Annotated in this window: 16 protein-coding genes and 6 tRNA genes; 3 read left to right on the top strand and 19 right to left on the bottom strand. The window is 41.4% G+C overall.

Features of this window, described 5'->3' with window-relative positions; translation table 11 throughout:
* Window position 1 precedes the first annotated feature (1 nt).
* Both ACXAFE_RS05360 and ACXAFE_RS05355 read left to right on the top strand, forming a co-directional pair.
* Window positions 2–727, top strand: coding sequence for an SDR family NAD(P)-dependent oxidoreductase (locus ACXAFE_RS05360; protein WP_475149622.1), 726 nt, complete (start codon window positions 2–4; stop codon window positions 725–727).
* Window positions 708–1,574 carry an amidohydrolase family protein gene (locus ACXAFE_RS05355; protein WP_475149619.1) on the top strand — a complete coding sequence of 289 codons (867 nt, stop codon included), beginning with the start codon at window positions 708–710 and terminating at the stop codon, window positions 1,572–1,574. The genes ACXAFE_RS05360 and ACXAFE_RS05355 overlap by 20 nt, the downstream gene beginning before the upstream one ends.
* Before the next feature lie 29 nt (window positions 1,575–1,603).
* Here ACXAFE_RS05355 and ACXAFE_RS05350 read toward each other — a convergent pair whose 3' ends face one another.
* The 19 genes from ACXAFE_RS05350 to ACXAFE_RS05260 all read right to left on the bottom strand — a co-directional run bounded on the left by ACXAFE_RS05350 (window position 1,604) and on the right by ACXAFE_RS05260 (window position 16,790).
* Window positions 1,604–2,560, bottom strand: coding sequence for a phosphotransferase (locus tag ACXAFE_RS05350; protein ID WP_475149616.1), 957 nt, complete (start codon window positions 2,558–2,560; stop codon window positions 1,604–1,606).
* Between the two features lie 90 nt (window positions 2,561–2,650).
* Window positions 2,651–5,254 (bottom strand): ExeM/NucH family extracellular endonuclease, encoded by a 2,604-nt coding sequence (locus tag ACXAFE_RS05345; protein WP_475149613.1) that lies wholly within the window; start codon window positions 5,252–5,254, stop codon window positions 2,651–2,653.
* A 539-nt stretch (window positions 5,255–5,793) separates the two neighbouring features.
* Window positions 5,794–5,883 (bottom strand) — tRNA-Ser (locus tag ACXAFE_RS05340).
* A 103-nt stretch (window positions 5,884–5,986) separates the two neighbouring features.
* Window positions 5,987–7,045 (bottom strand): quinolinate synthase NadA, encoded by a 1,059-nt coding sequence (gene nadA, locus ACXAFE_RS05335; protein WP_475149611.1) that lies wholly within the window; start codon window positions 7,043–7,045, stop codon window positions 5,987–5,989.
* Between the two features lie 126 nt (window positions 7,046–7,171).
* A tRNA-Lys gene (locus ACXAFE_RS05330) sits at window positions 7,172–7,247 on the bottom strand.
* A gap of 39 nt (window positions 7,248–7,286) precedes the next feature.
* Window positions 7,287–7,362, bottom strand: a tRNA-Lys gene (locus tag ACXAFE_RS05325).
* A 23-nt stretch (window positions 7,363–7,385) separates the two neighbouring features.
* Window positions 7,386–7,461 (bottom strand) — tRNA-Lys (locus ACXAFE_RS05320).
* Window positions 7,462–7,484: 23 nt separating this feature from the next.
* Window positions 7,485–7,560, bottom strand: a tRNA-Lys gene (locus ACXAFE_RS05315).
* Between the two features lie 44 nt (window positions 7,561–7,604).
* Window positions 7,605–7,680: transfer RNA gene (locus tag ACXAFE_RS05310), tRNA-Lys, on the bottom strand.
* 209 nt (window positions 7,681–7,889) lie between these two features.
* Window positions 7,890–8,648, bottom strand: a complete 759-nt coding sequence (gene ybgF, locus ACXAFE_RS05305; RefSeq protein WP_100914506.1) for a tol-pal system protein YbgF — start codon at window positions 8,646–8,648, stop codon at window positions 7,890–7,892.
* Window positions 8,649–8,664: 16 nt separating this feature from the next.
* On the bottom strand, window positions 8,665–9,192 hold the full coding sequence (gene pal / locus ACXAFE_RS05300) for a peptidoglycan-associated lipoprotein Pal (RefSeq protein WP_475149607.1): 528 nt from the start codon (window positions 9,190–9,192) through the stop codon (window positions 8,665–8,667).
* 38 nt (window positions 9,193–9,230) lie between these two features.
* Window positions 9,231–10,586 (bottom strand): Tol-Pal system beta propeller repeat protein TolB, encoded by a 1,356-nt coding sequence (gene tolB / locus ACXAFE_RS05295; RefSeq protein ID WP_010560437.1) that lies wholly within the window; start codon window positions 10,584–10,586, stop codon window positions 9,231–9,233.
* A gap of 8 nt (window positions 10,587–10,594) precedes the next feature.
* Entirely contained in the window at window positions 10,595–11,482 is an 888-nt protein-coding gene (gene tolA, locus ACXAFE_RS05290; RefSeq protein WP_475149603.1) for a cell envelope integrity protein TolA, read from the bottom strand.
* Window positions 11,483–11,484: 2 nt separating this feature from the next.
* Window positions 11,485–11,910, bottom strand: a complete 426-nt coding sequence (gene tolR / locus ACXAFE_RS05285) for a protein TolR (protein ID WP_475149600.1) — start codon at window positions 11,908–11,910, stop codon at window positions 11,485–11,487.
* The gene (tolQ, locus tag ACXAFE_RS05280; protein ID WP_054978430.1) at window positions 11,910–12,596 is read right to left on the bottom strand and encodes a protein TolQ; all 687 of its coding nucleotides are present in this window, start codon (window positions 12,594–12,596) and stop codon (window positions 11,910–11,912) included. Before tolQ ends, tolR begins: the two co-directional genes overlap by 1 nt.
* Before the next feature lie 849 nt (window positions 12,597–13,445).
* On the bottom strand, window positions 13,446–14,453 hold the full coding sequence (gene ruvB, locus ACXAFE_RS05275) for a Holliday junction branch migration DNA helicase RuvB (protein ID WP_010560441.1): 1,008 nt from the start codon (window positions 14,451–14,453) through the stop codon (window positions 13,446–13,448).
* Window position 14,454: 1 nt separating this feature from the next.
* Window positions 14,455–15,072, bottom strand: coding sequence for a Holliday junction branch migration protein RuvA (gene ruvA / locus ACXAFE_RS05270; protein ID WP_475149596.1), 618 nt, complete (start codon window positions 15,070–15,072; stop codon window positions 14,455–14,457).
* Complete coding sequence (ruvC, locus tag ACXAFE_RS05265; RefSeq protein ID WP_010560443.1) at window positions 15,069–15,593, bottom strand: crossover junction endodeoxyribonuclease RuvC; 525 nt, start codon at window positions 15,591–15,593, stop codon at window positions 15,069–15,071. The genes ruvA and ruvC overlap by 4 nt, the downstream gene beginning before the upstream one ends.
* Window positions 15,594–15,698: 105 nt before the next feature.
* Complete coding sequence (locus ACXAFE_RS05260; protein WP_475149590.1) at window positions 15,699–16,790, bottom strand: DUF418 domain-containing protein; 1,092 nt, start codon at window positions 16,788–16,790, stop codon at window positions 15,699–15,701.
* 575 nt (window positions 16,791–17,365) lie between these two features.
* Between ACXAFE_RS05260 and ACXAFE_RS05255 the strand changes: the two genes are divergently transcribed.
* Window positions 17,366–19,216 (top strand): methyl-accepting chemotaxis protein, encoded by a 1,851-nt coding sequence (locus tag ACXAFE_RS05255; RefSeq protein ID WP_475149588.1) that lies wholly within the window; start codon window positions 17,366–17,368, stop codon window positions 19,214–19,216.
* Window positions 19,217–19,222 lie beyond the last annotated feature (6 nt).

Genomic DNA, 19,222 nt, shown 5'->3' with positions numbered 1-19,222 from the left:
TATGAGCAAGGTAGCAATAGTTACTGGCGGTAGTAAAGGTATTGGCCTTGCTACCGTTTCGCGATTAATCGACGATGGTTATACCGTATATAACCTTGATATTAGCCCTTCAGAAATTGGGAATTTTATCGATTGCGATGTTAGCAATGTTGATGCGGTTGCCAAAGTGATTGCAAATATAGGGCAACAACATCAATCGATTGATGTAGTTGTATCTAATGCAGGTCGCCACCTTTCAGCTAACATCGAAAACACGTCTGAACAGATGCTAGATGAGCTATTTTCGTTGAATGTGAAAGGCGCGTTTAGTCTAATTAAGCATGCGCTACCTTTTATGAAACAAAACGGCGGCGCAATTGTGCTAGTAGCGTCTGATCAAGCGCTTATTGGTAAGCGAAACTCCTTCGCATATAACTTATCTAAAGCGGCACTTGCCTCAATGGCACGTACCACCGCGTTAGACTATGCCGAATATAACATTCGTGCCAACGCTGTTTGTCCAGGCACCATTGAAACACCGCTTTATCATGCGGCTATCGATAGTTACTGTGAAAAAAGCGGCGCTAACAAGGCCGAAGTACACGCTGAAGAAGAAGCATTGCAGCCGCTTAACCGTTTAGGTCAGGCAACTGAGGTAGCAGATTACATTGGCTTTTTGGTCAGTGATAAGGCGACATTTATCACCGGTAGCTTACAGGTTATTGACGGTGGATACACAGCGCAATAACGCCATATTCGACCCTCACCTTCATCTTTTTGATTTAGATGAAGGTGATTATTCTTGGCTCAAAAATGCACTGCCCCCTTGGCCAAAAATTAGTTTAATTCAACGCAATTTCACACCAGCCGATTTAAAACTACCGGCACATTTTCAACTTGACGGTTACGCGCATATTGAAGCGGGTTTTAATAATTCTCACCCCGCGGCCGAAATCGCCTTTTTAGAACAAAAATACAAACGCGCGCATTGTGCGATAAGTTATGCGCAAATTGACCAAGACCCGCATACTTTTAAAGAGCAAATTCAAGAATTTTCACGCTATGCTACGTTTGTTGGCATTCGTGATATTAGTGAAGGTGCGGATGCCAAGCGATTATTAAAGCCAGAAGTCGTAAGCAATTTTGCCTTGCTTGAAAGCCATCAGTTAATTTTTGAGGCGCAGTTTGAGCTTCACCAGCACCCTATCACAAAGCGCTTATGTGATTTAGCAAAAGCCTGCCCCACTTTAAATATTGTGTTAAATCACGCGGGTCTGGTTACAGCTGAATCGTTTGATGATTGGCACACAGCAATCAAAAAACTGGCACGCTTTGATAATATCGCGATAAAGTATTCTGGGTTTGAAATGATAGATTTGCCATTAAACGAACCATTCAGAAAAACGGTGTTGACCACACTAGTTACACATTTTGGCGAAAACCGCGTTATGTTTGCCAGTAACTTTCCAATTTGTTTAATGACATCAAGTTATGCCTCGCTTTGGCAACAATATTACGACCTGTGCCCTAATAAAGCACTGTGGCAAAAGCTTAGTTTTGCTAATGCGAAGCGAATTTATCAGATACAGAAATAGCGATAGCTAGCCAGCTCTCTGGTTAATTATTACGAGATACTTGCTAAAGCCTTATTAGCGTGATGCCACGCATAGTCATGTAATTTCCAATGATTCGGTGACCAGCCCTCTAAAAAGCGCACAAAGTCCGCCCACGCAACGCTATAAAGTGCTAACCAGCACGATAAGATTTCGATACCACCCGGCTTAGCAAACACATCACAATACTTTAAAAACGCCGTTTGATAATAACTCAGTAACTCATGCTCAACAGCATATAGTTGCTCACTGGTAAATGCACTACTGAGTAACAACATTACGTCTTGTATACCAATGCCTTTGCCAACATACTGAAAGTCATACCCTGCAACGGTATTTTGCGACATCATAAAGTTAGCAATTTTAGCATCGCCATGAATAAGTGTTTGATAGGGACAACTCCGCAATTGATTATCTAACTCTGGCGCTGCCGCTCTTAACGCTGTATGCGACATTGCATTTAACTCATCCGGGCGCGTCGCAAGATGCCAATAACCGCCTTGCTGCCATAGCTTATTGTCACTGACATTAAGATTTTGCGCATGAAAACACGCCAACCAATCAAGAATCCCTTTAACTGCTGAGATATCATCTTCGGCTATGGCTTCAAACCCCGCAGATGCTAAATCACTGAGTAGTAAATATTGCGTATTATCAGCTTCCAGTAACCTTAAAAATTGTGGCGTAACGACATTTAGTTTGTTGCTGTAGTGGCGATAAAAATATTGTTCATTGCGGTAAGAACTTAGCTTTCGAGCAGATGCAAAGTCACTATTCCAGCCCTTCGGGTGGTGTATTTCAGTTGGCTTGCAAATGGATTTTACTACTACCGATTCATCATTTTTAGCAAACGAAATACGATGCAGTGCACCAAAGCCACTCCAAACTGTTTTAAAGGTATCTACTTGGTGAATATTTGGCTTGCCAAGAGTTTGGCATATTTGCAGTTGAATGGTGTCATTTAGCATAGTGTAACCGATATTATCAAATCGCGTACACGCTAACATATTGCAAAAAAAAGAGCAGCAAATGCCGCTCTTTTGTTCAACGAGTAACAATTAGAAATTTTGCTTAGTTGCTTTGTAGCGCAGCGTCACATTTGCATACGGTAAAATACCACGCAGACGGAAATACCACTTACCCTCTTCAGGTTTGTCTAGCGTACATGTTTCGTTGCTGCCCCATAAATATGGACGACAATCATATTTAAAGAAGTTAGGCTGTTTACCGTGGCGCACATATAAATCTGCTTCACCATCGCCTTCAATTGACACTTCTAACGTATCAAAACCCGCTGGCAGTTCAATAGTACGGTGATCCCACCAGAACCAACCTGATAGGTTTTCAAATGTACCTTCAATAACTGTTGGCGCTGGGCGTGTATCAAAGTCAATTACGATTGGGTCGTGATCAGATGCACGATAAGCGTGGTCAGCATATAAACTTGCTAGGTGCTTATCTGATTTGTATTCCATGTTGTAGTCAAGTGAAACTGGCTCGTCAGCATTAATATGCCAATCTTGAATACCAACTACTTTGTCATACATGCTGCTTGATGCAAATGCGTGATCTAAACTACCAATGCGACCTTGATATACATAAGAGTAATCACGTGTATGACCAAAGCGTTGCTTTTTAATGTTTACAAAACCATTGTTAACAAATGCATAGATTGGGTCTTCTTCACCATACGCGTTCATATCGCCAAGAATTACCATATCTTCATCAGCTACAGTAGTTGGGTTAGTCGCTAACCACTCATTCAGTTTATTAACTGCGTTAACGCGAGTTTGGTTCCAACAACCTTGACCATCTTTTTGGTCTGCATCTAAACCTTCCGCTTTACTACAGCTACCCTTTGAACGTAAGTGAGTAACCACTACAGAAAAATTCTCTTTGGTTAGCTTATCAGTAAAGGTTTGCATTACTGGTGGACGGTTTCCGTAATCAAACGGAACTGCTTCAGTGAACGCAGCTGTGCCTATTTCTGCCACTTTGTTACTGCGATAAATAATCGCCGACATAATTGCGTCGCCACCGATCTGTTCCGTGTTTAAATTAACAAAGGCATAGCTATCGTTTGCTTGTGCGGCATTTAAAGACGCAACTAAATCAGCAATTGCACTTAAATCAGAAAAACCATCGTTTTCCATTTCAAGTAAACCAATCACATCTGCATCTAGCGCTAAAATTGCACTCACTGTTTTTGCTTTTTGACGTTCAAATTCTTCTGCAGTATCTGCACCACGAGGCGTTGGGAAACCACCGCCTTGACCGTCACCATTGAAGTAATTAAGTACGTTAAAGCTCGCAATACGTAAATTACTGTTTTCAACAACGTCTGGCGCCTCACTACGCTCATTTTCAGGAATAAAGTTTGGTGGTGTTGTTGGGTGAATACGGTACTGGCTATAGCCATAGCCAAGCACACCGGTAAGGCCATTTACTTTATCGCCTAGGCGCAATGTATTGTAAGCATCAAGTTCTGGCGTTGGGTATGGGATCACCTCAGGGTTTTGCGCGCTTGAACCATCATCTAATGTAATAGATTTAAGCTTGTTTTCAGCCTCTACTGCATTTGCAGCATCACCAGGCAGTGCAACTTGTGTGCTTTGGAATAAACGTTCTGTGCCAAGTCTTAGCTCACCGTAGCGTGAAAGACCATAAGTGTCATTGACAACTAGTTCATTAGATACACTTACAAGCATACCTTCATACGCTTCTAAGCCACCTTCAGCTGGTAGTGTTATTTCTGTGGCGCTGTAACTTTCTGTACCACACACTTTAAGATCACCAACATAAGCAAGTTGAGTTTGCCCATATTTTTCTTCTACTTTTGCACGTAGTTTTACAACATCACCTTGAGCTACTTCAGTTTTGTTGTAATAAACAAAAATACCTTCTGATGTGGTTAAGTCACTATCTTGGTCAAATGACTCTTCTTGTAAGAAAAAGCCTTTTAACTGATCGTCACCTTGCAGGCTTACAGTAACAACTGCTTGCACTTCAACTGTTTCGCCTACAAGCGAGCTCGCATCACCATTCCCTTGAATAGCACTAATAAGAGTTGCATCACCACCGCATTCAACTGGGTCCGGCTCTTCTGTTTGCTGGTTGTGGCTACCCACATTTGAAAAATCATCTTTTGGCAATGCCATCCATTCAAGTTCGCCGTCAAACGCCGCATACGCATCTGTACGGCCAGATTTTACAGATTCTAATCTAACTAACGAACGGTCTTGAGTGCGTACATCACCGCTTACCCAAGCAGAACCTGGATCGACACCAATTTGGCCTAAGCTATCAACCACAGTGTCGCTGTTAGTTAATGTAACCGCGTCATCACCGTTAAACCAACTGCCATCAGTATCAAGCTGCGCTTTTGCTTTTAACGCTTCCGCTGCACGTGAATGTGCAACAACATAAGTAGTGTTAGGTGCAAGCTCACCAGCAAGCGTAATCGTACGGCCAATTTCCGTCTTACCGTTAAAATAAAAGTTTAGTGCGTAAGTTGATAAATCAACTGCGGTATCGCCTGCATTATAAACTTCAACCGCTTTATTGTAGCTGCCGCCTTCAACGTATTCCGAAATGATCACATTCGCATTGGCACTGGCTGTTGCCAAGGCAATTGCGCTTGCCAAAAGTGTTTTCTTTAACATTAGTATTGTTCCCGATTTTGTTTTACCCGACTAAGGAACATCGTATGCTAGGCATATAAAGTGACAAATCAATTACAAAATAGTGTTTATTTACAGTGATTTACGATAAATTTAACATTTTTGAAACATTTGGAAATGAAAGGACGAATGTCCGGTGTTTTAGATGTTTTTAGGAATAAGAAAGGAATATCAATTCCCAAATGGAATTAGCGCTACTTGTTTTTAATTCCATTCGGACATATGACCTTGTTAGCTAAACAATTCGAAAAACACAAATCAATAACATATAGCCACATGCCGTCAATTAAGAGCAAGCATCAAATTACCCCGCTTTTATATCCGTATTTAACGTTGCCTTCTAATCAGTAATAAGTGAAGTAATGAAAAAAATTAAGTGCACAAACTTGCAAGTGTTTTAGCGGTGAGAATAATAACAAAGAGGGAGAGATAAACTTAATCGAGGGCCTCACCCTGCTGACATAATGCAGGCATAAAAAAACGCCTGAGCATAAACTCAAGCGTTTTCTTTAAATCTAGAATGGCGGAGAGGGAGGGATTCGAACCCTCGATAGGGGTTAACCTATACACGAGTTCCAGTCGTGCGCCTTCAGCCACTCAGCCACCTCTCCGCATTACACTGCTTTGCAATGTGTGGCGTATCTTATGCAAAGCCTTGATTGTAAGCAAGTACTTTTTAGAACACTGATTATGAGCGCCTAAAATTACAACACATCAAGTATTGTTTGTCGTTGCCAACCTTAACGATGCAGAAAAATCTAGCATGCGATTAAGCGAACGTAGCGCGCCTTCACGAAGCTCCATATCAACAAACACCTCTTTACCGCTTGCATCAAGTAATGCTTCTTCAATCGCTTTTAGGCCATTCATCGCCATCCAAGGACAGTGCGCACAGCTACGACATGTTGCACCTTCACCTTGAGTTGGAGCTTCAAAGAATTCTTTTTCAGGACACAACTGCTGCATTTTATAAAAAATACCGCGATCCGTTGCCACGATGAACTTTTGATTGTCCATCTCTTGCGCTGCTTTAATTAACTGGCTCGTTGACCCTACCGCATCAGCTAAATCAACAATTTCAGCAGGTGACTCTGGGTGCACTAATACCGCTGCATCAGGGTGCAGGGCTTTCATGTCTTTAAGCGCTTTAGTTTTGAATTCATCGTGAACGATACATGCGCCATTCCACATGATCATATCTGCGCCAGTTTGCTTTTGAATATACGAGCCTAAGTGTTTATCAGGGCCCCAAATAATCTTGTCGCCTTGCTCATCAAGGTGTTCAACAATTTCAAGTGCACAACTTGAGGTAACAATCCAATCTGCGCGAGCTTTAACTGCCGTTGAAGTATTTGCATACACCACCACTTTGCGATCTGGGTGCTGATCGCAAAACGCTGAGAACTCATCAATTGGACAACCAACATCCAGTGAACACGTTGCTTCTAGCGTTGGCATTACCACTGTTTTTTCTGGCGTTAAGATTTTGGCTGTTTCGCCCATAAAGCGCACACCTGCAACCACAATAGTTTTTGCTGGGTGTTTACTACCAAAACGCGCCATTTCTAACGAGTCTGCAACACAACCACCGGTTTCTTCAGCCAGGGCTTGAATTTCAGGATCGGTATAATAGTGTGCCACTAATACCGCATCTTTCTCTTTTAGAAGTGATTTAATACGTTCTTTATACGCCTGCTTTTCATCGTTTGATAAAGGGGCTGGCTTGGGAGGAAAAATATAATCCTCAGGCATAATTTGTTCAGCTAAGCTCATATTCTCGACCGTGAACTGCTACAGGAAATTGGCGCGCATTATACTGAAAATGGCAACTGAATGACAGTTTTGTGATTGATAAAATAGCGCGATGGATATAATTAAGAAATATAAATAAGATATGAATGGTGGGTCATGATGGACTCGAACCATCGACCAATGGATTAAAAGTCCACTGCTCTACCAACTGAGCTAATGACCCGCTCATAGAATGCGTATTGCATATAGAAAGGTCTTTGAATGGTGGGTCATGATGGACTTGAACCATCGACCAATGGATTAAAAGTCCACTGCTCTACCAACTGAGCTAATGACCCGCTCAAAGAGAAGGCTTAGAAAATGGTGGGTCATGATGGACTCGAACCATCGACCAATGGATTAAAAGTCCACTGCTCTACCAACTGAGCTAATGACCCGCTCTAAGCAAGTGCATTTCGAATGGTGGGTCATGATGGACTCGAACCATCGACCAATGGATTAAAAGTCCACTGCTCTACCAACTGAGCTAATGACCCGCTCAATTCCCATAAGGGAAGTACTCGAAGTGCAAAAATCTGAATGGTGGGTCATGATGGACTCGAACCATCGACCAATGGATTAAAAGTCCACTGCTCTACCAACTGAGCTAATGACCCAATCAGATTTTTTGCGCAGCGTTTTTGTCTTTCGTAACAAGCGGCTGCGGGCGCTTATAATACTTATTTAAAAAATGAGTGCAACCTAAAATTACGGTTTTTTTAAGTTTTATGACTCAGTTGGCTAATTTTATACCAACAAATTAAGATTAGCCTAAAAAGTGATAATGTTTTCACTTTCCGTTTACAAATAAGTGGTGTTGCGAGTCTTAATTAAGACTCGCTAATTTTTCAACAGCCAACTTCGCTGGGGTTGAATCAGGGTATTGTGCCACTAAATCATTTAAGATTTTTTTCGCACGTACCGTTTCACCTTCTTTTAAATAGGTGTTTGCAAGTTTAAGCATGGCATCTGAACGCTTATTTGAGTCAGGGAAACCATTCACTAAACTTTCAAAGTGCGTAAGTGCACCTTTGCTGTCATTTTTAATTGTCAGTAACTGACCTAACCAATAATGTGCATTAGGCACATAAACTGAATCAGGGTAGTTTGTTAAGAATGCTTTGAACTCAGGGATCGCATCATCATAGCGTTTGTCTTGCATAATGAGTTGTACAGCGCGATCGTAAGCATCATTCTCAGACAAGTTACTGCTCATTGTGCCAGAGCTAACATCTGAAGTTGTGTCTGCTACTTGGGTCGGTGCGCTATAACTCGATACGCGTGTTTCAATTTCTTGATACAGCTCTCGCTGGCGTTGCAGCACTTTTTCCAATTGGTAGCCTTGCTCTTCGGTCACACCGCGTAGCTGACTTACTTCATCTTGTAATGATTCCAATTGCTGCTGCAATTGAAGAAATTGTACATTTCGATTTGCAACCATGCGCTCTAAAGTTTGTAAACGCGTTTCAAGTGCTGTCGATGACATGCTTGAACTTGCGCCTACCTCAGAAACAGGAGCGGGAGCAGCCAGTAACTGACTGCTCCCGCTAAGAAACATGGTTGCCAAAATAACTTTCGGCTTAATCATATTATCTTCTATATTAGTATACTAAAACTGCGCGACGGTTTTTCGCGAAAGCATCTTCAGTACGTGTTTTAACCATTGGCTTTTCTTCACCGTAGCTAACTACTGAGATTTGGCTTTCCGCAACACCTAGGCTTTGTAGGTATTTAGATACAGCTTCACCACGACGCTCACCTAGTGCAATGTTGTACTCAGGAGTACCGCGCTCATCAGCGTGACCTTCAACAAGTACTTTAACACTTGGGTTCTTAACTAAGAAATCAGCGTGTGCTTGAAGTAACTCAACGTAATCACTGCGAACTGTTGATTTATCAAAACCAAAGTAGATGATTTGCTCTTGACGAAGCGCTTCATATTTTTCTGCAAGAATTTCTTCTGGCGTCTTTTCTTTAGCAACAGTTTCAACTTGTACTGTTTCTTCTTGATTTTGGTTGCTTTGATTCGCAGATGTATCTTCTTCAACAGTTGAAGATGAGCTACAAGCAGCTAACGTCATTACAGGCACTGCAATGAGTAGGCTTTTTAGTAGTTTGTTAAGTTGCATTGAGTTGATTCCTTTTTTAAAAGTCTAACCTGTAATCTTTACAAAAATGGCGACCACGCGGGTGCCTTAACTTCACCTTCCGCTACCGGTAGGCGAGCTTTAAACCGTCCATCCATTGATACCAATGCAAGGACCTGTTTATTATTATGTAACGTACTATAGATAATCATTGAGCCATTTGGCGCAATGCTTGGTGATTCATCTAAGCGGGTACGTGTTAACACACTGAAGTCACCTGATTTTAATTCTTTTTTAGCAATATGGTATCGACCTAAGGTACGATTTACCATCACCAAGCTATTACCATCAGGCGTGATTGAACCCGCTAAATTCATATCACCGTCAAAAGTAAGTCTTCTTTTCTTACCAGTTGCTAAATTTACGCTATAAATCTGAGCATTACCAGCCCTTTCCGACGTAAATATGATTTCTTTACCGTTTGGATGCCAGCTTGGCTCAGTGTCGATACTTCTGTGTCTTGTAATGCGGCGTGCTTTCTTACTTTTCAAGTCCATAACGTAGATTTCAGTGGCACCGTTTTTGTCTTTAGACAGTACCATTGCTAGCTTGTTACCGTCCGGCGAAAATCGTGGCGCACCATTGATACCTTTGAAGGTTGTTAAGCGCTCGCGTTTACCTGTGTAAATATCTTGAATATAAATCTGGCTCTGGCGGTTTTCGAATGTTACGTACGCCAGTTTTGTGCCATCTGGTGACCACGTTGGCGACATTAGCGGCTCTTTCGAACGCAATAGCGTTTGCTCGTTATAACCATCGTAATCTGCAATCACTAATTGATAGGGGCGATCTTCGTTTTCACGCACAATTACATACGCAATTTTAGTTAAAAACGCACCGCGCTCACCGGTAAGTGCTTCATATACCACATCGCTAATACGGTGACCGTAACGGCGAAAACTATCGCTGCCAATCACTGTTTGACGTGCATCTAAAATATGATCTTCCGAATTAACTAAACGGCCTTTACTTAAAATCTTTGTATCGCCACCTGTGATTTGGCCGCGGATCACATCAATTAGTTGATAGCTCACTAAATAACGGTCGCCCATTTGTTCGGTAATGCTACCAACTAAAATAGCTTCAACACCTTCAGAAACCCATGCACTGTAATCTACTTCTAAATCCGTTGTTGGCTGCTGCGGCATATTCGCCGGCGCCACTGGATTAAAACGACCACTGCGACGTAAGTCAGCAGCAATAACGTCTGTAATGTTGCTTGGCGCGATACCATTTCCGCTATATTTAAATGGCACGATACCAATCGGGCGTGCTGAATCGACACCTTCGGTAATTACAATTTCAAGAGCGGCGTTCGCTGCTGTACTCACTAATAGCACAACCAACAAAGCCCATTTTTGTAATGCGCTAATCATGTTATCCCTTAAATATCTGGTTTAATGGTTAAGTTAATGTTTTTAAGTTTTTCAAAAACCGCTTTGTCTTTAGACACTGGCAATGTATCGGCTCTGCGTACTGCGCGAATACTGGCTTCACAAACTTGTTTATCGCCACTTAGTGCTTCCACTTGTGTTACTAAACCGTTAAACGCAAGGCGCAAGTTAAGACGACATTGCTTGCCTTTCATGGTGTCTTCTAACAATAAGTTTTGCTGAATTTTAGCGATTATAAGCGCGGTGTACTTTTCTACTTCAGAAAGCACTTGTGCTTGCTTAGCGCGACTGCGTGCGGCAGCTTCCGCCGCAAGTTGCTCTTGCATCATTTTTTCAGCGAGTGCTTTTTGACGCGCAGCTTCGGCATCGGCCTTACGTTTGGCTTCCGCTTTCTTCAGCCTTTCTTCTTCAGCTTTGCGTTTTTTCGCAAGCGCTTCGGCTTTTTTCTTCGCTTCTGCCGCTTTTTTCTGCTCAGCTTTCTGCTTTTTCTTTGCTGCTCGCGCTGCGGCTTCCGCTTTTTTCTTTTCTCTTTCTTTACGCACGCGCTCTTTTTCAAGCTTTGCGATACGTCTTGCTTCTTCTTCACGCTTCTTTTTAGCGTTTGCAGCGCGACGTTCTAAGTCGCGAATGCGTTTTGCCTCAGCCGCTTTTTTGTCTGCTTCTTGCTTTTTTAGTTCGTTAATGCGCTTTTCTACGGCTTTATTATCAACCGACACGGCCTCAACGGCTTTTTGCTCTGGCTTAACGGGAGCGTTTAAAGTGACTTCCATTACTTGTGGCGTTGATGGCTTTAACCAGTTGCCAATAACAAGCGCGACAATAATGCCAATATGCAAAGCTGATGATTTTACCAGGGCAGATTTAAAGTCGTTTTTCATAATTACTGCTCAAAAGACTCCGTCATCAATCCCACTGACGGTACGCCCGCTTTTTTAAGAAAATCCATTAGCAGTAACACTTCTTGATAAGTTACCTTACCATCGCCTTTTAACATTACTGGAGTTTTTGGGTCTTTATCTAACGCCAATTTAACTTGGGCAGCAATATCAACCGCTTCCATTGGTGCTTCTGGGTCAATACCAATGCTGGCATAGTAATTACCATCAGCATCGATTGATACCACAATTGGCGGTGTTTCCGTGGCTTCAACAAGCTCCGAATGTTCCATCTGGGGTAAATCAACTTTAACACCGTGGGTGATCACAGCCGCTGTCGCCATAAAAATAATAAGCAAAACCAACATAACGTCTATATAAGGTACTACGTTGATTTCGGCGACCGGACGACGTTTTTTACGTTGGTACATTAGTTTGCTTCCACTTTTGCCACAGCTTGGCGGTGAAGAATATTAGAAAACTCTTCCATAAAGTTGCCGTAAGACGACTCTACTTTTTCTACTGTATGTGAAAAACGGTTAAACGCGATAACAGCAGGAATTGCAGCAAATAAACCCATTGCAGTTGCAATCAACGCTTCTGCGATACCAGGCGCTACCATTTGTAATGTTGCCTGTTTTACTGAGCCAAGTGCGATAAATGCGGTCATAATCCCCCAAACCGTGCCAAACAGACCAATGTATGGGCTGATTGAACCGACCGTTGCAAGGAATGATAGGCTTGATTCTAATTTTTCTACTTCACGAGACAGCGTTACGCGCATTGCACGGTGTGTGCCATCTAAAATAGAACCTGGTGATGCATGATTGTTTTTTGCAAGGCGTGCGTATTCTTTAAAACCAGCAGTGAACATTGCCTCTAGGCCATCAAGCTCATTACGGGCAGACAGTTCCGCATACAATTTACTTAAATCGACACCCGACCAAAATTTGTCTTCAAACTTTTTAGCATTCGTTTTTGCCGCTGTTAGCGCTTTTCGACGTTGAATGATCATAGCCCAAGAAAAAATAGACATTAATACCAAAGTCAACATCACAAGTTGCACCAAAAAGCTCGCTTTAAATATTAAGTCAATAATTGAAATTTCGGTGGCCACTGCTCACTCCTGAAATGATTGATAGTCAAGGGTTAGTTCGTTTAGTGCTTGGAAAGTTCCCTTGTTAGTATGAGATTTAGTTTAACCATACTAATACCTGCATACAATGGCTAGACAGTAAGAATCACGTCAACTGAACAAAAAAAACACACAAATTAACTTTATGGTACTAAATGATGATTTTATAACGCACTAAACATTCAAAAACATAACGTTTATTCACTAAACATGAATAAATACTCAAAACTTTAAATATAAAAATCACCAAAACAATAAAACTTATAGAACAAATTTTACGCTTTAATTATTTTCCCTTTAAATACAAGGGTATAATTATTAACATTTAATTAACTGATGGTTATATACACAACCAAAAATATCGTCGCATTAGTTTTTTTTATATCAAAAAATAATTTTTCTAGTTTGATGAAAAGCACACTAATCCGTAATATAGCACCTGTAAACACGAGGACATGCACACATACTGTGCTAACCCTAGTTTCATATACACAGTGATTACTGATTTGTCATTGTGTAGCATTTTTTTAAATGCGTTCCCTGGATTACTTCCTTCAACTTGTTGTTTGCCCGCTCCCTAGCGGGCTTTTTTTTGCCTAAAATTTAGAACAATCCTATAAACCCCTGCTGTAAATACGCTCAGATATAGATAACGAATCGACTTCTAACCCACATTTTTGCTAACTGCTATCGTTAATTGATTGGCAATAGACCGCCTTTACATGAAAGACTCTTTTACAAGTGTTACCTGTTGCAAAGCAAAAGTTACATAACAAAAAAGGCCGCTAAGCGACCTTTTTCAATAACTAATCCAAACTAACGTTACTTGTATTACGCGTCTTTTATTGGAAAGCCAAAATGTTTATAGGCAAACTCTTGGGCAATACGCCCTCTTGGCGTACGTTGAATAAACCCTTGCTGTATCAAATACGGCTCAATAACATCTTCGATTGTTTCGCGCTCTTCTCCTATTGCCGCAGCAATATTGTCAAGACCAACAGGACCGCCCATAAACTTCTCGATAAGGCAGAGTAAATATTTACGGTCCATATAATCAAAACCGCTTTTATCAACATCTACCATATCAAGTGCGCTGCCTGCGACTTCGGCTGTAACGACACCATCGGCTTTAACTTCAGCATAATCCCGCACGCGGCGTAATAATCGGTTGGCAATACGCGGGGTGCCACGGGCACGACGTGCCACTTCAACCGCCCCTTCGTCTTCCATTTCAAGGGATAAGAAATCCGCCGAGCGACTAACGATGTGTGATAAATCTTCAACTGAATAAAACTCTAAACGCTGAACAATACCAAAACGATCTCTAAGTGGCGAAGTAAGTGAACCTGCACGGGTTGTTGCACCCACTAATGTAAACGGTGGTAAATCTAATTTAATAGAGCGTGCAGCCGGCCCTTCACCTATCATAATATCAAGCTGGTAGTCTTCCATTGCCGGATAAAGAATTTCTTCAACATGTGGGCTTAAACGGTGTATTTCATCAATGAAAAGCACATCGTTTTCTTCTAAATTGGTTAGCATTGCCGCAAGATCGCCGGCTTTTTCAAGCACTGGGCCTGACGTTGTTTTAATATTCACGTTCAGCTCGTTAGCAACAATATTCGCTAGCGTGGTTTTACCTAATCCCGGTGGGCCAAAAATAAGCAAATGGTCAAGCGCTTCTTCACGAGAGCGCGCCGCTTCAATAAAGATTTCCATCTGCTCTTTTACATGGGGTTGACCACGGTAATCAGACAACAGCTTTGGACGTATCGCTCTATCGATAACATCCTCATTTCCTTTTTTCTCGGGCTCTATTAATCTATCTGCTTCAATCATCTTACATCATTGCCTTTAGCGCTTCTTTAATTAGCGCTTCGCTTGATAAGCCAGTGCCTTTAATTGCTTTAACGGCTTTTTCCGCTTGATTTGCTTTATAACCGAGTGCCATTAACGCTGCAATTGCATCATCTTGTGCACAGCCTTTAACGGTTGGATCTTCTTGCATTTCCAATATTGCACCATCGGTATAAGGAGTAAAGAGGTCCATACCCCAATCTTTCAGCCTGTCTTTCATTTCAAGCACTAAACGCTCAGCAGTCTTTTTACCAACACCAGGCAATTTAACCAAGCTTGTTGCATCTTCGTTATGTACACAGGCAACAAATTGTTCGGCAGACATACCCGATAAAATTGCCAAACCTAATTTAGGCCCTACACCGTTGGCTTTTAATAATTCACGAAATAACGCGCGTTCAGTTTTATTATTAAAACCAAACAATAACTGTGCATCTTCTCTTACCACAAAATGGGTATAAACAACCGCTTCGTCACCTTCTTTCGGCAAGTTGTAAAAGCAGGTCATTGGCATATTCACTTCATAGCCAACGCCACTCACTTCAATTAAGATCTCCGGTGGCTGTTTTTCTACTAATGTTCCGCGTAATCGCCCTATCATCGTCTTAATCGTCCTCTTACTGTTTTACTCGCTTGCCCTGAAAGCTTGATTAAATGTTGTTGTGAATGGCCATGGCAAATGGCGATTGCCAACGCATCGGCGGCATCTGCTTGTGGTGTACCAGGCAATTTTAAAAAACTCTTTACCATGTGTTGTACTTGCGATTTGTCAGCACCACCGGTGCCAACAACTGCCTGTTTAACTTGCCTTGCGGAATATTCAAACACCTCAAGTGACTGAAGCGAAGCCGCCACCATGGCAGCGCCACGGGCTTGGCCAAGTTTTAATGCAGAATCGGGATTTCGCGCCATAAATACTTGTTCTATCGCAAAGCTATCTGGCTGATATTGTTCAATTAGCTGAGTCACACCTTGAAAAATTATTTTAAGGCGCTCGGCCATCGGCTTTTCGCCCATTTTAATACAGCCGCTACCCAAGTACTCAAACTTCATACCTTGCTGTTTAATTAAACCATAGCCCGTAAAGCGAGAGCCAGGGTCGATGCCAAGTATTATTGCCAATGCACACCTTTTGCGATGTTTTCTTGTGATAACTAATAATGACTAATAACTGTATGGATTACCAGTAATAGTTTTTAAACTGCGCGCAGTTGCACAAAATTTAACTTATTTTGCGCTATATGCTTTGCGCCAAAGCCACTCTATTGGCCCTGACTTGAAAAGTTTTAAATAGAAAAACGCAAATACCAGCTGAAAAACTGAGAACATTAAACACAAGTAGATATAGTCTAAACGCGTTGCACTATGCACAAATTCAGGTGAAAAGTAGCGAAAGAAGAGCGCAAATACGATTGATTGCAAAATATAAAGCGTAAATGCCATACGCCCCGCAGGAGCAAGAATACTATTTAACACGGTAAGCTTGTCATTTAGCTTAATAAAAGCATGGCAATACATTAACGCGCATACTAGTCCTGAAAATGTGGCGATGGACATCGTGAGTTCAACCAAGTGAACGTAATTAACACGTAGCAGCGCGTCGATGCTCGATATGGTTATCACCACCAATAAAGATGCAAGCAGTTGCTTTGTTGATAAACCAGTATTGAAAAAATCGGCGCGATACAAATAAACACCAAACAGTACAATGCCCGCGGTAATCCAAATAAAACACACCCAGCTAAACACAAACATAATAATGGTAAACACAATTTGCTGAATTAATTGCTCGCCATAACCTGATTGCCAAGTATTGATAATTTCGAAGTATTCATCACTATCGCGGTAGATAGGTTCGTTTGGGATCAACGCAAACAGCAATATTAATGAAAAGCCGATAGCAAAATAAGTTTTTGCTTTTTTTAAGAGAACTTCTTGGCTACTGCCTATTTCGCGATAAACAATCAACCCTGCTAGTGCGTAGTTAACCAAAATATCGCCAGAAAAAATAAACACGCTATGGATAAAGCCAAATATAAGAAGCCAATTCAAACGCGACTTTAACAACGTAAAGGCATCTTCTTGGCCATACTTATCGTACAAAATAGCTAAGCCTACTCCGAACAGTAGACAAAATAAGGCTCTAAAACGACCATCAATAAAAAAGGCATTTATCACCTCAATCACATTATCGCTAAGCGGTGTAACTTGAAACGGCACGTAACCTAATTCAAAAACGCTATGATAGTAAATATTCATAAACAGAATACCTAACACAGCAAAACCTCTCAGTACATCTAGCGTTTTAATACGTGGCATACATACAACCTACATTCGAGAAAACTAAAAACGCAGCCATAGTGGGCCTCAAGTAACTGTTGGTAAAGTATTAAATGATAAACGGCGAGATTAAAGGATAACAATTGCCATGGGTAGCCGTATCAATGTGATAAAACGCTGTGATATGGCTATTTCCAGTGGAATAATGGAAATAACTTATTTAGCCAAAACTTAGATTTAAAAGTTAACTCGTCAGTTAAAGTATATGAGCTTTGGTATTTTATGCTTTCTAGTGTGTTCGTTTGTCTGAGTACTCGGTAAACGTGTGCATCAATCGCGCTTCGCATATCGCAAACAAATTTAACGCTTTAATGATTACAAATAGCTGCTAGAAAGTAGTTTGTAATCTCATTATCACAATACATAGACAACTCAACCTCATCGTTTTTACCATGATAAAGGTGATTTATTTGCTCAGTTCAATTATCAAAGCAAGATAAAAAGCCGCTAATATGACATTTTTGTGGCAAGAATTAAAAACTGATCCTAGCATTATTGATAGTTAAATATCGTACTAAATTACGAGCAATTCTACTGATGAATAAGGAGTGTTCATGTCTATCAAACGATCATTTTTGTCACTATCGGCGCTAATTATTTTAGCTATGGCAGTAATGGCGAGTCTAATTTGGTATTCAACAAATCAAATGGCAGAACTCGGAAGCGAACTAGCGCTAAGTAAAGAGTTGAGCAACAACATGCTGATGCTCAGACGTCATGAAAAAGACTTTTTACTACGTAAAAACGAAAAATATGTTGATAAGTTTAATCAGCGCATTGTTTTGATTAAGCAAAACATTCATGCATTACACAACGCGCTCGATACCATTCCATCGTTAAAGCTACAATTAAGCGATACTCTCGATTTAATCGAACAATACGAAACTCAGTTTCTTACCTTAGTGGCACTCGACAAGCGCATTGGCTTATCAAAAGAGCAAGGATTGCGACAGGCATTTAATTTAGCCGAAACCCAATTAAAAGAAGCGGTGCTAACAACGGGCGACACCAACGCAATAAGCTCTATGGTACGGCTTGTACTACTTGAAAACGACTTTCAATCATCACTGGATATTGCAGCCAAAAATCAAGCGCAAGAAAAACTAAGTACAGTAAGAACCTATCTCACTACTTATAACACCGCAAGCGCCACAGCCACCCTTGCTAACTTTGAAAATGCCGCGGCAAACCTTGCAGATGCATTAAAACAGCGAGGTTTATCAGAAGAAGAAGGATTACGCGGTGCATTACGAGGCAGCATTCACCAAGTAGAATCTACACTCAACCAATTAACAACGGGCATTAACGCTGAGATTTCCAACACACTGCAAGTCAGTAAAAAGCAAGGCGCAATGGTGTCTGGACTTATCACAGTGGTTATTTCAATTATTTTATTGTGGCAAACCTATCGTATTATTCATCGCCTACACAGTGCAAATGAAAAAATGGCAGATATCAGCCACGGCAATGGCGATTTAACCCAGCACATTGAACTAGACGGTGAAGATGAATTGTCAGAGTTTACCGATAGCATTAACGAATTTATTGATACCACAGCAGAAATAGTACGTGAAATTAAGCATAAAGGTGAAGCCGTTGAAAAAGGTGCACACCACTCTGCCGAGTTAAGTTTGCGTTCGCAAACCGCAATTGAAGATCAAAAAAACAATACACTCGCAGTCAAACAAGCGGTGTCAGAACTGGTTAAAGCCGTCGAACTCATTGCTCAAAGTAGTGTTGACGTAGAGGCAAGTGTCGAGCAAGCGGAACAAGATATGCGCGAAGGCACAGATGTAATGAGCCAAACACACACCAATATGGGATTATTAAAGTCACAAGTCGAATCCACCAGCGAGATTATGAGTGAATTAACCCTATCAAGTCGCGAAATTGAAGGGGTGACGAGCGTGATAAGTGATATCACTGAGCAAACCAACTTGCTTGCACTTAATGCCGCAATTGAAGCTGCACGAGCTGGTGAAACAGGCCGAGGATTTGCGGTTGTTGCCGATGAAGTGAGAACGCTTGCCAAACGCACACAGCAATCAACAGTAGAAATCGGAAAAATGATTAAAACATTGCAAGATTTAGTGGTTCGCTCTGAACAGGCAATGGACCAAAGTTTAAGTCTCACCAGTGAAATGAACGACTCTCTTGATACTGCTAGAGAAAGTATGGATCGCAATAAACAGTCGCTCGATGCCATTCGGGATCGCGTTATTCAAATTGCAGGTGCCACACAAGAACAAATGTACACAGTGAAGGAAGTAGAAAGTGCAACCGAAAATATCTCTGTTTCGGCTGAGCAATTGTTTATTGATTCATGCGAAAACAGTCAAAATTGTCATGCACTTGAAACCGATGCGCAAAATATGAAACACGATGTCGCGCGTTTTACCGTTTAGTTTCCC

Source organism: Pseudoalteromonas sp. ABV4_021 (assembly GCF_056159365.1).
The sequence above is the reverse complement of the archived record's forward strand: the minus strand, read 5'-3'. Positions and strand labels throughout refer to the sequence as shown.